Raw genomic sequence first — 12,963 nt, forward strand, 5'->3', positions numbered from 1 at the left:
CTCGACCAATTGAACGGGATTACGGTGGGCAATCGACTTCCCCCACGATGGATACTGGGCGGGCACGCCGGTGCCGCCATCCTTCAACTTCTCAACCAAGTTTGAGCCGCTTTTGCCGGATTGAAGCCGTCATCGTCGGAGGTCGGTGTTTAGACCGGAGGCCCTCGCTTACGGTCGCATGGGTTAGCGCCACTACTACGCCACTATCGACGGCAGGCTTTCAGCGCCCGGCGCATGGAACACGAAAGAGTTATGGACATTTTCCCGAATGCGATCATTCGATCAGAAGTGAAAGTGACGGAGACCACGAATGGGCATCTTTGACGGATTTCTGGGACATGGATCCAACGTTGATCCCGTCGACCTGCAGAAGCGGCTCGAAGGCGTTCTCATCGACGGCGAGACACCAGGCCTCGCGTTTAAAATTATCCGAGACTTCTTCGTGTTCACGCAACACCGGATTATCGTTGTCGATATCCAGGGAATGACGGGAAGCAAGGTGGACTACATGTCGATCCCTTATCGCTCGATAACGCGGTTCTCGGTCGAGACCGCGGGGACCTTTGATCTGGATTCCGAATTGAAGATATGGGTTTCTGGCGCCGATCTCCCAATCAGCAAGACCTTGAAAAAAGGATCGGACGTTCGGGGAATACAAAGGGCGCTGGCTTCTGGGATAATTCGACCGTAGAGCGCCGAAAATCGCGGATGGCGACGAGGCCTAGTGTTGGATTGAGCACCGGTAGCTCGAACGCCATCCATTGGCTCGGAACGCACGACATTAACAGTGGTTCCGGTCGGAGCCGGTGAACGTATGGGCGCCGCGCTCAAGGTCTTTTGTCGTGGCGACTCCTACTTAAATCGGACAGCCGTCTGGTTTTAGGATACGTTGCAATTATGCGGGGGCATGCACTCAAACCCTCTAGAAGGGAAATGGCTTGAACTCGATCATACCGGTAGGCTTTGGCCTTGAGTGGGAATTTGTCGTCTTCGTGGAAGATGGACTAAAAGACAGGCCGATTAACGGCCCAAGAGAAGCCTTGAAATATCTTCATGAGGATGTCCGGCTGCAAACCGGTCGTCCCTACCGAAGCGCGGTAGCAGATTGCAACAATGCCCTCCGCTACCGCCTTGATGCAGAGATCGCGCGGAACTCCTTCGTTGCCGCATATGCCGATTATATGGTGAGAAAACGCGGCTGAAGGCGATCTCGGACGCGACCGTCGTTGCCTTGATGGAGGCTCGCCGCACGGACAATCATCACCGGCGGGCGGCGCGCGTGTCCAAATGCGCTCTCGTCAACTTTCTTTGGACAGCTTCTTGCCCAGGGGCGCCTATAGATGGAAAAGCGATGCACTCTGGTTTCGACGACCATAAAAAAAGCCTCGCCCCGCTCCTTCTTTGCGCAGAAACAAAAGCATCTGCCCTCCTGAGAACGAACCATTCTTGGTGAGCAGCAAAGAGGCCCGGTCCAAACGACCGGGCCTCTTTCGGATTCATAGGTCTAAGACTATTAGTTCGATTGAGCGGGCGCTGACGGCGCCGGAGTTGCCGGTGTGGCGGGTGACGGTGTTGCAGGCGCGCTTGTGTTGGCTGGCGGAGTTGCGGGTGCGGTCGCTGTACCCGTATCACTCGGTGCTCGTGTCATGAGCACGACGGCAAGGATAACGACGACGACCACGACTATTCCGATAATGACGTTTCTATTCATTGAGTTCCTCCCTAAGCCGTAACGGCACAATGCTAGGTAGGCTTGGTCAGCAAATTGTCCACCAGCCAACGCAACACGTCGACGTCAGCATCCCAATGTCTCTGACGCCGGTAGTAAGGCCTGACCGAGAGTAAACATCATCCCCTGCCTGTCAAACCGAGCCGCGAGTGACGTATACTGGTAAGGCAAAGAGCAGAAAAGCAGCTGCTGCAGCGCCTGAAGTCGTTTGAGATGATCTGCATCCACTCCGATAGAGTAAGGCGGCGCCACCCCCCATGGTTGCTTTACAACAATTCAGCATTAGTCATATAAAATTTATTAACCACCTTGCTCCGCACTGCTTACTCAGCATGCTGTAGAAAGAGTGGTTCTCTTTGCGTCTACGGAAACTTCGCACGAGACTGGTTGTGACCTCAAATCTTGACTTTGACACCGCTGCCGACTTTTTGTCCGTTTTGGCCAACGGCAACCGCTTACAGATATTCAGACGTCTCACCGACCGTGAGTGGGACGTTGGTTCGCTGGCCAAGGAGCTCAACCTGAGCCAGTCCGCGCTATCCCAACATCTTAAGCGAATGCGAGAGTTGAAGCTGGTGGAGACGCGTCGCGAGGCCCAAACCATCTTCTACTATTGCCAGAGCGCTGCGGTGGTGAAAATTCTCCTAGTGTTGTCAGACATCGCTGAGACGGACGGAGGCGGCTCAGAGCTCGCGGCCTAGCTTTCGCCGTCGCCGGAATAGGATTGTTAACGCAGCGGATACGTCATGCAATCATCGCTCCCGAGCTTTCGCCGGAACGTCCCTTAGAAAAGCGTCTTCCGCCGGTCCCAGATGCGCGCGGGCCAGTGACAAAAACTGCTCGCCGGTTAAAGTATCCTCGTCAGAGAGGAACTATAATGTCTGAACCTTCGAAAACCGCCCTCGCCGATATTGTCAGATACCATTTTGTCGAGATCGAAAACTATGCAGCAGCTCAATATCCGGGCGACAGTGAGCTAGGCCTGGGCATCGCCGATTTGAGACAGGCCCTCAATGATTACTTCGGCGCAATTAGCTTAAGCAAGCTCGGCCCGAAGGGCAGTCAAACATCGGCTGCTCCTGTCGTTCAAACCACGCCCGATCAGTCTTAGACGTTCCCAGGGGGCAATCCTTTGAATGGAGCTGACTGTTTCAGCTAGAAGCGGTCCTGCGCCCCAGGCGCTGTTCTTCGCCGGGTCGTGCGCGATAGGAAGTAGCCATCTATCGAGTGCGGTGACCGCTCTGACGTTACCGGTGCTGCGCTCTCACGTTGTTCTCGCGCCGTGATGTGAGCGCCTATCCATAGACAAGCGACGAGAATTGCTCCTTAGAGACTAGATCGGAAGTTCCAACGCTGAGGAAGTCTGTACGTCATGTCCATCGGGATCGGCTAGACGATGTCATAGCGCAGATCGTCTGGAAAAGTCTTCGGCCGGGAGACTGGGTAAATGAGGTTGCAGAGCTTACCCCATCTGGAGCAGAACTACGTTGCATCGGGCACTGGGACTGGATCCGGTTCGACCATCCCAATGCCGAAATCAAGATGCTTGATGAGGTGGGGCATATGACCCACCATGCCTATCCAGAAACCTGCAGGCCTGACGGAACCTGTCGGTCAGGTTATGGACTACTCAGGAACGGGACAGACCCAAGCCGGCCACGCTGCGCAGGGCTAATGGCTCGCTCGAGCGTTTTGTCAGCTGGCCGCAACCTTGCGATCCGGGAGTTTCCAACCCGGACGCGGAAAGTGACAGGTGTATCCGTTCGGAATGCGCTGCAGATAATCCTGGTGCTCCGGCTCGGCTTCCCAGAACTCACCGACAGGGGTCACCTCGGTGACGACCTTGCCAGGCCAGATGCCGGAAGCGTCAACATCAGCGATCGTATCTCTCGCGACCATCTCCTGCTGTGAGTTGGTGAAGAAGATTGCGGAACGATAACTGGTCCCCAGATCGTTGCCTTGGCGGTTCAGCGTGCTGGGGTCGTGGATCTGAAAGAAGAATTCCAAAAGATTGCGGAAGCTCGTCATCTCTGGATCGAAGTTGATCTCGATCGCTTCCGCGTGACCGTCATGGTTCCGGTAGGTCGCGTTCTCGACATAACCTCCAGTATAACCTACGCGGGTGGATTTCACGCCGGGGAGTCGGCGAATGAGATCCTGCATTCCCCAGAAGCATCCACCTGCCAGGACTGCGCGTTCAGTACTCATGACTAACTCCCTGTGTGCTGTGTCTGAGGAAGATATGGGAATTGGCGCACACACGAACCAGTCCGCCGTGGCACAATGGGAGCCAAAGCAAATCGATGCGAGGTTTAGTCATTAGAGCCGCCGACAGCGTTCACTCCATAAAGCGTGATGATCTGAGCAGCCCCATTAGGGTCCCGGGAGGCTTCAGCCAGAACTGCAGAACTCAGTCGAGTATCACCTGTGATTTCCCGACCTGTCCATTCCGGAATGTCGAAGTCTTCGCTTTCGGCGCCTAGCTCGATTTCAGCCGTCACAAGGCCCAGCAACGGTCCAAGATACTCATCGACCTGCCAAAGATGCTCTCCCACCTTCACCTCGTGCCTCAGCTTCTCCAGCCCAGGCCCTTTTGCAAACTCGGAGATTATACCTTGGGCGTCATCACTCGTCAGGCTGACATGATATTCACTGCGGGCAGCGCCATGACGCTCCCCCTTCAGGGTCAGTGTCGGCTGATCCTCGCAAAGCCGCACCCTGGCCTTACCTCCCTCGAAACGAGCAATCAGATGATCCTCGATGTGCCGGCTGGCGGCTGCCTCTCCCCTCCATGTGTCGTTTACTACCAAATATTTTCGCTCGACTTCCAACGCCATCGGACGTCCTCCATTGTTCGCGTCCGATAGCGCGGTTGTCAGGAAAAAGTTCCGCTGCGCAGCGATGGAACGCGGACCGTCGTCAAGGAGTTGAAGAGAATATAATGGAGGTCTGAAACAATGGATATCAAGTTGTATCTCATCGGAAGCACGGTCCTAACCACTACCTGGGTTGGCGGAATGGTCGTTCTGCTGGCGGCCGCCATGTAAGGCTGTAGCGGTCGGCTAATTCTATGGGCTGTCCGAAAAGAACAGTGCGACTTTGCTGTCTTCTCCTGTCCTTGGAAACGTCGCTCAGTCTAATGCAAAACGGCAGCCTACCATCAGGACGGCCTCTCCATGGAGCGATCGCCCTCCTACTGATCGATATAAACTTGGGCAATTATCGAAGCTTTACGGCTTGGCGCGGCCTAACCGCCCGACATTTTTGTCGAAAAGACCGGCCTTTCCTTGCTCAGTTCATAGGCCATTCATTTACTCCGGGCCTTTCTCCTGAAGTTCGCTTTCAGTCGCATCCTCGTCTTATTTCGCAAGATCATTGAGATCATCACGCTAAACGCTCGCGGCATTTAGCGTGTAGCGCAGAAGATCTCGACGCAGACGAACAAGAAACGCGCGATGCCTACGCTCTCCACCAAGCCAGCCCGGAACCTCCGGTCTCGAAAAATGTTGCACCGGCAGTCACTATCGAGAGGACAAGAAAATGGCGAACAGCAAGTCTCCGGCTGTCAACTCCCTCCAAAACGAACAGGCTTCGCAACGCTTCGATCCAGATCCTTTGCAAGAAGGGCCGGAGGATACGTTGCTGGCATCCGATCCGGTCTCGGCGGGTAAGTCGTTTCCCGCTGGGGCAACATTGGTGAGCCAGGATGAAGATACCGCGTCAGATGCGCCGCGAGTCGACGAGGCTTTGGAAGCAATACTGGAAAACCGCAATAGTCCCTATGTCGAAACCCGCGAGCATGTTGCGGCAGCGCGGGATCAGATCGACAGCATTCGAGATCGAACGGCAGCCGACATCCGCAGCCGGATCCGGAACAATCCATGGCGGGCTGTCGGAATCGCCTCTTTGGCGGGCTTTCTTTTTGGCCTGAGCCGGTGATTAGCCCGGGCGCCACGTTCTTCTGAGGGTTCCTTGTACGCTGCCGTACAGGAACCGTTTCTGACGACCACCATTTTCCCGAGGTTAGTGGTGTGGCCCCCCGCGCGCACCTTTTAAACTATATCAACATCGACGGAGGACGACTATGGCTAGCGCCAAAACTCTCGACGACCTGTTTCTCGACACCCTGAAGGACATCTACTTTGCGGAAAAGCAGATCCTGAAGGCGCTGCCTAAGATGGCCCGCGCCTCGCAGTCCGAAGAAGGCAAACAAGGATTCTTGCACCATCGCGAGGAAACGCAGGGCCAAATCGAGCGCCTCGAGCAGGTGTTCGAGCTTCTTGGCAAGTCGGCGCGTGGCAAAACCTGCGAGGCGATCCAGGGCATCATCGCCGAAGGCGAAGAGATTATCGAAGAATTCAGTGGCTCGCCCGCGCTCGATGCCGGCCTCATTTCGTCCGCTCAGGCAGTCGAACATTACGAGATTGCACGCTATGGCACGCTGATCGAGTGGGCCAAGCAGCTCGGCCTGAACGACGCGATACCGCTTTTGGAAGAGAACTTGTCTGAAGAGGTAGCGACCGACAAGAAGCTGACCGCTCTTGCGAAAGCCTCAGCCAACAGCAAGGGCAAGAAAGCTGCCTGACCGACCTAAAAGTGAAAGGCTGCCCACAGGGCGGCCTTTTTTAGTTTTCCAACTCGAGGACCGGCATATGGCCAAGCAGACAAAATCACCCACCGAACAAGTCGTTATTCACGATCAGACGATATCCCGCGGTCAGGGCGGCGAACTCCACCAGACGGCGGAAGATGGCTTCGACGTGCTGACGACATCGCAGGGCACTCCGGTCGCCGACGATCAGAATACATTGCGTGTGGGGCCCCGGGGCCCGGCTCTAATGGAGGATTTCCACTTCCGGGAAAAGATTTTCCATTTCGATCACGAGCGAATCCCGGAGCGGGTCGTTCACGCGCGGGGATATGGCGCGCACGGTTTTTTCGAGACGTATGACTCTCTTGCCAAATATACCCGCGCCGATGTGTTCCAGCGCGCCGGAGAGAAGACACCGGTTTTCGTCAGGTTCTCCACGGTTGCCGGTAACAAGGGCTCGGCGGATCTCGCGCGCGATGTGCGCGGCTTCGCCGTCAAGATGTACACCAAAGAAGGCAACTGGGATCTGGTCGGCAATAACATCCCGGTGTTCTTCATCCAGGATGCGATCAAGTTTCCTGATCTCATTCATGCGGCAAAGCAGGAGCCCGACCGCGCCTTTCCGCAAGCCCAGACGGCACATGACAACTTCTGGGATTTCATCAGCCTGACGCCCGAGAGCATGCACATGGTTATGTGGATCATGTCGGATCGGACGATCCCGCGATCGCTCCGCTTCATGGAAGGATTCGGCGTCCACACCTTCCGCTTCATCAACGACAAAGAAGAGTCCACCTTCGTGAAGTTTCACTGGAAGCCGAAGCTCGGCCTGCAGTCTGTCGCGTGGAACGAGGCAGTCAAGATCAACGGTGCGGACCCTGACTTCCACCGTCGAGATTTGTGGCAAGCGATCCAGTCTGGCGAGTTTCCAGAATGGGAGCTCGGGGTTCAGCTCTTTGATCAGGAATTTGCGGACAGCTTCGATTTCGACATTCTCGATCCGACCAAGATCATTCCGGAGGAGGTCCTGCCTGTGAAGCCGATCGGACGGCTTGTTCTGGACCGCATGCCGGATAATTTCTTTGCGGAAACCGAGCAGGTCGCCTTCATGACCCAGAACGTGCCGCCGGGAATCGGCTTCAGCAACGATCCTCTGCTTCAGGGCCGCAATTTCTCTTATCTCGATACCCAGCTTAAACGCCTGGGCGGCCCCAATTTCACTCACCTGCCGATCAATGCCCCCAAGTGTCCCTTCGCGCATTTCCAGCAGGACGGCCACATGGCGATGCGCAACCCGGTCGGTCGGATCAACTATGAGCCAAACTCGTTCGGGGAAGGCCCGCGAGAGAGCAAGGCTCGCGGCTACCGCCATTTCCCAGCGGAAGAAACCGGCACCAAGGTTCAGCTTCGTCCTGAGAGCTTCGCCGACCATTACAGCCAGGCGCGGCAGTTTTTCATCAGTCAGACACCACCGGAACAGCGTCATATCATCATGGCGCTCACCTTTGAATTAAGCAAAGTCGAGACCGTCGCGATCCGCGAGCGCATGGTTTCCCACTTGGTCAACATCGACGAAACGCTTGCATCGGAAGTCGCTCATCGGTTGGGAATGAGCAGCGTGCCGAAGGCTGCGTCTTCAGCTGTAGCCACCAGACAGGATCTCGAACCCTCGCCCGCTCTGAGCATTGTCGAGCGCGGGCCGAAGAGGTTCGAGGGGCGTAAGCTCGGCCTTCTCGTCACTGACGGCGTCGATGCGAAACTGCTCAACGGTCTGATAAGCGCAGTTTTAAAGGAAAAGGGGGTAGTTGAGCTCGTCGCCCCCAAGGTAGGCGGCGTGACAGCGTCAGACGGCACTTTCATCGTCGCGCAGCACATGATCGATGGCGGCCCCTCGGTATTGTTCGATGCCGTGGCACTGCTCGTCTCCGAAGCGGGTGTCGAGGACCTGGTGAAAGAGGCAACGGCACGCGATTTCGTGGCGGACGCATTCCAGCACTGCAAGTTCATCGGCTATAACGGCGCCGCCCTATCTCTTCTTGAAAAGGCTGGCATCGCAAAGGACATGGATGAAGGCGTCCTGGAACTCTCGAGCGCGGCAGCGCTGACAGCGTTTGTCGCAGAGCTTGGCAAGCTTCGAGTGTGGGGGCGGGAGCCCTCAGTGAAACTTGGCCAGACCTCGACGCCTGTCGCGTGATCTAAAATTGACCGGCACGGGGCTTCTCCCCGTGCCGGCCATCCGGAATTGCTGGACAGAGACGACGGGTGGCGGCTAGCACCTATTTTGCGGAGGCCGACCAGTCCGGCTGCGGTGGGTAGATCCTACGCGCCCCCCCTTGAAAGCAAGGCCTCCGCTTGCATTATGCAGCGTTTCGGGCGGGCTGACCTTGGCGCATCTGCTCGCCGAGAGCTGGCGCGAGGATTACGGTTGTCGGCGGCAAACCTGGGTGGATATTTGAAGATAGGAAGCTGAGACTGGCAACAGTTTAGGCAGTCTTCGATATTCGTGGTGCTGGTAGCGTGCAACGCATGCGCTCTTTCATACCATTTGACTAATATTCGCGCATCGAGGGGAACTTGCCCCGTGGTGCGACGTTCTCTTGCGGCAAATCTGTAGGGAGTTAAACAAATGTCTGGTCCAAACGTACGATGGAATGAGCCTGTGGAAATTGCTTTCCCGTCCGGTTCGCACAGGGTCAACGGTCCGTTTGAGGCGCTCGCGCACATGACGGAAAACTGGCCTGCTGCGCAGGGAATTGATTTCGTCCGGGCCCGCAGTGCTTGCCGCGGAGCGCTCGCCGGTCACAGGACGATCGATGAAGCGCGAATTGCTTTCGAAGCGGCTGCCACGGAAGCTCGCAAACAGTTCGATCTGCGTCGACATTAAAAGGCATTAGAGCATTGGGCAGGATTGCCCAATGCTCATTCGCATTATCTAACCAGGTAGATTACTTGTCGAGATCCTGAGCCATCTTGTAGTGATGCTCAAGCGCCGGCAGCGTCTTCGCAGCCCAGGCTTTCAGATCGGCGTTCTCGCCTTCTTCGGCGTAGCGCTTGAACAGATCGACGGCATCTTCATGGGCTTCCACCTGATCGTCGATGTATTCCTCGTTGAACTCAGCGCCGTCCAGCTTGGCGAGTTCATCGACCTCTTCCTTGTGGTCTTCAGTCAGGGCCGTGACCGGATTGCCTTGCACCTTGCCGCTGGTCAGCAGCGCCTTGAGCTCGGCAGTGGTCTTCTCGTGCCCGGTGATCATCTGCTGCGCGAACGCCTTGGTGGGTTCGTCACCCTTCTGAAGCGCAAGCTTGCTGGACTCGATCTCGAACATATCGCTGGCGGACGCCTGAAGGATGAAGTCTTCGGTCTTCGGCGCGACACCGAGCGCCGAGTTTACGCCGGTCGATTCCGTGGCGGACTGGGCGAACGCGCCGGAAGCCGTCAGTACGAATGCGGAGGCGATTAGGATCTTTTTCATGAGGTCTCTCCTGTTGTTTCGCGCCTACAACCCGGAATTCCGCCGTGGGTTCCCGTTAAACGTTTTTGACGAAAGATTAATCACCCGGAACCGGGCTCGTGTCGCTGCCGTCGTTTCACTTTTCGTCGAGCGTCGCGGAGCTCCTCGAGCGTCGGCTGCCACCAGCCACGGCCCCGCTCATACTCTCCAGGCTCGGCTCGTGCGGGCCATGTGTGCACCAGTTCGTCTGCGGTCGGCACGCGCCATGTGGCCCAGATGTATTTGTCGCCGGCATGCGGATAGAATTCGGCGACCTCATCTGCATCGACCAGTTCGCCCGTCGTCTCGGTGATGATGACGATACCGTACCTGGTAGTCGCAATGGGACGGTCAGGTGGTGGCAGGTCATCGCTCGGTACCGGCAGGCGCTTTTTGCGGCGCTCCATGGACCGGCGCTTCGACTGCGCTTCCTCCTCGGTCCCCCTCCTGGCTTCGGCACGCTTGCGGCGTTCCTCGGGCTCGTTCCGTTTCGCGGCCTCCTCGATCGTCTCCCATCGGTGCTGCAGTTCGTCGTAGGAGGCGTATGGAACCTCCCATGCCTTTTCGTCGTCATTCCACCGCGCGAACGGGATCTGTCTCAGCTCTTCGACGACAGTTCGCGAATACGGTGTGCGGATGCGAAAGCCGCGGTCGTAGACTGACAGGTATGGGCTGAGAATGGGTTCGAATTGATAGGCGTCGCGACCGCGCTCTTCCTCGTAGGGGGTCCTTCGGGCAGCTTCGCTCGCCAACCAGTGTTCGATACGGCGCCGGGCGGTCGTCCCGGGCACCGTCCACGCTTGAAGGCTATCGCTCCAGCGGGCACGGGGGAATGTCTCGCGGAATCGCGCGACAGTCAGCCGGTCAAACGCGAACGACACCGTTTCCGGCTCGGGATGGGATCCCGTCTCTTTGTCAGCTTCACCTGCCATTTCCAGGAAACGTCCGTCGAAGGCTGCAGTTTCCATCACAAGAGCGACTTCTGCAGGAAGTGGAGCGCTCTCTCCGCACCGCCGGGCGAGATTGTATGGCCGACGGCCGGGAGGATATCGAGTTCAACATGGAATCCTACCGCGCCGAGCTGGGTGGCAGCCATAGTGGACGCTACCGCAGGAATCGTTTGGTCATCCTTCCCGTGGAGCAACAGGATGGGTGTCCGGTTGCTTTCGGAGGAAATCTGCATCGGTGCGAGAAGGCCCGCGAAGGAGACGAGCGCGCCCACCTGCCATCGGCCGGAAGAGACGGCATCGAGCGCTACGATGGCACCCTGCGAAACGCCGACGAAGGCGATACGCTCACGGGAGCCTTCGAACCCTTCTCTCCTGACGATGTCGGTGACGACTTGGTCGAAGCCTTCACGCGCGGATCGAATGTTCTCGGGAGCAAGCGGATTGCCGTCAATACGGAACCACTGATGCCCCCGCCATTGTGTGAACGGAGCATCCGGGGCGGCGAAGCGTGCACCGGGGAGCGCGGAACGCCATGAACTGGCAAGCGGCATCAACTGTGCGCCGGAGGCACCGATGCCGTGGAAGAAGATGACGAGACTATCCTGCGCTATCATGCCGATCCTGCTGTTGGGGGGAAGACACGCCAAGGGCGCTCGACCGTTGCCGGGAGCGCCCTACCCCGCGCACAGTCATCGACGCGCGACGGAGAGGTCGCTGCGGAGGCTGCGCTGATTGCGGGGCGGCATGGTTTAGGTGGTGCTTGCAAAGCCCGTATGCAAGGCGGCACTCATGCACCAGGGAGATACCTGTCATTCATCCTATGCAGTTGAAGTTACGTGCGCGCTCAACCAGTTAGGAGGTAACCCTTACAGAACGTGAAGATGATGACATGGTAAGCAGGATCCGCAGGACTCTGACCGTGGAAGAACGCGCGGCAGCATTCGAGCATACGAACAAGGTGGCGCAGGAAGCGGCTGAGGAGGAGCGACTCCGCCGTGAAGAAAAGAGCGCCAAGCTACGCGCGCTTCGGATTGCCGCCTCCGGTGCTTCTCCAAAATAGCCTCCCATTCTTCGAATGGACCAGCCTTATCTCTCCCGAGCTCAAGACCAACTAGACCGGAGTTTCCATATGGGTCACACATCCAATCCCCAGCTTGCACGCGCCGATGATAGCCTGGCCTCGCGACGCCTCGCCAAAGGATATAGCCTGGAGGATCTCGCGATTGCGACGGGCCTCACTACACACGAGATTGTCAGTGCCGAGAACGGCGGCGGGCCAGCAAACTACGTCCAGCGCATCGAAAGCGTGCTTCGATAAAAGTGGTTCGTCAAGAAAATGAGAACGACGACAGGCCTTGCCACGTCGAAAGATACCGAGACTATAGGATTGCCGTATAAATCCCGGGCGGCAGTTTTTCGGAATTATGGAGCAACTACAACCATCTCGTGGCGAAGCTTTTTGTTGCCAAATAAACGACATAGGCATTGAAAATGCCTATGTCGGCTCCCTGATCTCATTCGAATAGCTCGGCGTGTGTGCCAGTCGCTACAAATACGATTAGGTTCTTCTTTTCCTCAACGCTATAGATGAGAAGAAAATCTCCGCCAACATGGCACTCGCGGTGATCATCCCATTCCCCGTTTAGTTCGTGATCTTTGTATTCCGGCGGAAGTGGAGCATCATTTGCCATCAAAAGAAGCATGAGAGTTTTCAACGCTCCCATGTCGTACCGTCCGGACCGTGACATTCGCTCCCGGTCTTTCAGAAACTGCTTTGAATGACTAGAGACCCGTGGAAGCGAGGCCCGTTTTGTCGAAGCGGGCCTCGACCGCTTGTTACTTGGCAACCTTGCGGCCCTCAAGAGAACTGAACAGTTCGTCTGCGCTGTCGAATACCTTGCCGTGGCCAGCCTTGATAGCTCTCGCCTCTTCCATCGCAGCGATTGTTCTCGCGTTGGGACGGGTCAATTCTACCGGGAGAGCCTTATCACGGTGGATTCGGGTCATTACTATACGGATGATATCCGAGGGAGTTAGGCCCAGACTATCAAGCACTAAGGTGGCACCCTCTTTCACCGAAGGATCGATGCGGGCTCGCACATACGCATTTGCCGAATCTTTCTTACAATTCTATCTACACGTATGTAGCTCAATTGAGCATCATTTTCAAGTTCGCGGCGGCACTGGATCTCAATGCTAGGA

The 12,963-nt window shown here is 56.8% G+C and carries 17 protein-coding genes; 10 read left to right on the forward strand and 7 right to left on the reverse strand.

The features are described from left to right. The first annotated feature begins 310 nt into the window (after nt 1-310). The 4 genes from BM216_RS27210 (at nt 311) to BM216_RS27230 (ending at nt 2,840) form a co-directional block, all read left to right on the forward strand. Nucleotides 311-691, forward strand: coding sequence for a PH domain-containing protein (locus tag BM216_RS27210; RefSeq protein WP_093002525.1), 381 nt, complete (start codon nt 311-313; stop codon nt 689-691). 247 nt (nt 692-938) lie between these two features. Then, nucleotides 939-1,202 carry a DUF982 domain-containing protein gene (locus BM216_RS27215; RefSeq protein WP_093002527.1) on the forward strand — a complete coding sequence of 88 codons (264 nt, stop codon included), beginning with the start codon at nt 939-941 and terminating at the stop codon, nt 1,200-1,202. Between the two features lie 916 nt (nt 1,203-2,118). Further along, nucleotides 2,119-2,430 (forward strand): ArsR/SmtB family transcription factor, encoded by a 312-nt coding sequence (locus BM216_RS27225; protein WP_244530353.1) that lies wholly within the window; start codon nt 2,119-2,121, stop codon nt 2,428-2,430. 176 nt (nt 2,431-2,606) lie between these two features. Beyond that, nucleotides 2,607-2,840 (forward strand): hypothetical protein, encoded by a 234-nt coding sequence (locus BM216_RS27230; RefSeq protein ID WP_093002531.1) that lies wholly within the window; start codon nt 2,607-2,609, stop codon nt 2,838-2,840. 584 nt (nt 2,841-3,424) lie between these two features. Here BM216_RS27230 and msrA read toward each other — a convergent pair. Both msrA and BM216_RS27240 read right to left on the reverse strand, forming a co-directional pair. Continuing rightward, nucleotides 3,425-3,937, reverse strand: a complete 513-nt coding sequence (gene msrA, locus BM216_RS27235; RefSeq protein WP_093002533.1) for a peptide-methionine (S)-S-oxide reductase MsrA — start codon at nt 3,935-3,937, stop codon at nt 3,425-3,427. 104 nt (nt 3,938-4,041) lie between these two features. Next, a complete protein-coding gene (locus BM216_RS27240; protein WP_093002535.1) occupies nt 4,042-4,566 on the reverse strand; it encodes a CYTH domain-containing protein in 525 nt (174 codons plus the stop codon). A gap of 703 nt (nt 4,567-5,269) precedes the next feature. Between BM216_RS27240 and BM216_RS27245 the strand changes: the two genes are divergently transcribed. The 4 genes from BM216_RS27245 (at nt 5,270) to BM216_RS27260 (ending at nt 9,204) form a co-directional block, all read left to right on the forward strand. Then, nucleotides 5,270-5,668 carry a hypothetical protein gene (locus BM216_RS27245; RefSeq protein WP_093002537.1) on the forward strand — a complete coding sequence of 133 codons (399 nt, stop codon included), beginning with the start codon at nt 5,270-5,272 and terminating at the stop codon, nt 5,666-5,668. Nucleotides 5,669-5,813: 145 nt separating this feature from the next. After that, nucleotides 5,814-6,314 (forward strand): YciE/YciF ferroxidase family protein, encoded by a 501-nt coding sequence (locus BM216_RS27250; RefSeq protein ID WP_093002538.1) that lies wholly within the window; start codon nt 5,814-5,816, stop codon nt 6,312-6,314. A 67-nt stretch (nt 6,315-6,381) separates the two neighbouring features. After that, nucleotides 6,382-8,514 (forward strand): catalase, encoded by a 2,133-nt coding sequence (gene catE, locus BM216_RS27255; protein ID WP_093002540.1) that lies wholly within the window; start codon nt 6,382-6,384, stop codon nt 8,512-8,514. Nucleotides 8,515-8,946: 432 nt separating this feature from the next. Continuing rightward, on the forward strand, nt 8,947-9,204 hold the full coding sequence (locus tag BM216_RS27260) for a DUF982 domain-containing protein (protein ID WP_093002542.1): 258 nt from the start codon (nt 8,947-8,949) through the stop codon (nt 9,202-9,204). A 61-nt stretch (nt 9,205-9,265) separates the two neighbouring features. On the opposite strand, the gene BM216_RS27265 is transcribed toward BM216_RS27260, so the two are convergent. From BM216_RS27265 to BM216_RS27275, 3 genes are all read right to left on the reverse strand, one after another. After that, nucleotides 9,266-9,793, reverse strand: a complete 528-nt coding sequence (locus tag BM216_RS27265; protein ID WP_093002544.1) for a DUF4142 domain-containing protein — start codon at nt 9,791-9,793, stop codon at nt 9,266-9,268. Between the two features lie 80 nt (nt 9,794-9,873). Further along, entirely contained in the window at nt 9,874-10,743 is an 870-nt protein-coding gene (locus BM216_RS27270; RefSeq protein ID WP_093002741.1) for a hypothetical protein, read from the reverse strand. 35 nt (nt 10,744-10,778) lie between these two features. Continuing rightward, nucleotides 10,779-11,375: an alpha/beta hydrolase gene (locus BM216_RS27275; RefSeq protein ID WP_093002546.1), complete on the reverse strand. Its 597-nt coding sequence runs from the start codon at nt 11,373-11,375 to the stop codon at nt 10,779-10,781. 305 nt (nt 11,376-11,680) lie between these two features. Between BM216_RS27275 and BM216_RS34220 the strand changes: the two genes are divergently transcribed. Further along, nucleotides 11,681-11,821: a hypothetical protein gene (locus tag BM216_RS34220; protein ID WP_177230935.1), complete on the forward strand. Its 141-nt coding sequence runs from the start codon at nt 11,681-11,683 to the stop codon at nt 11,819-11,821. 69 nt (nt 11,822-11,890) lie between these two features. Then, nucleotides 11,891-12,079, forward strand: coding sequence for a hypothetical protein (locus BM216_RS27280; protein ID WP_093002548.1), 189 nt, complete (start codon nt 11,891-11,893; stop codon nt 12,077-12,079). Nucleotides 12,080-12,275: 196 nt separating this feature from the next. Here the strand turns inward: BM216_RS27280 and BM216_RS35110 are convergent, their stop codons facing one another. Further along, entirely contained in the window at nt 12,276-12,623 is a 348-nt protein-coding gene (locus tag BM216_RS35110) for a type II toxin-antitoxin system YafQ family toxin (RefSeq protein ID WP_348272020.1), read from the reverse strand. After that, nucleotides 12,598-12,861 (reverse strand): type II toxin-antitoxin system RelB/DinJ family antitoxin, encoded by a 264-nt coding sequence (locus BM216_RS27290; RefSeq protein WP_093002552.1) that lies wholly within the window; start codon nt 12,859-12,861, stop codon nt 12,598-12,600. Before BM216_RS27290 ends, BM216_RS35110 begins: the two co-directional genes overlap by 26 nt. Between the last annotated feature and the right edge of the window lie 102 nt (nt 12,862-12,963).

It is taken from the genome of Rhizobium sp. NFR07 (genome assembly GCF_900111905.1).
Taxonomy (GTDB): domain Bacteria; phylum Pseudomonadota; class Alphaproteobacteria; order Rhizobiales; family Rhizobiaceae; genus Neorhizobium.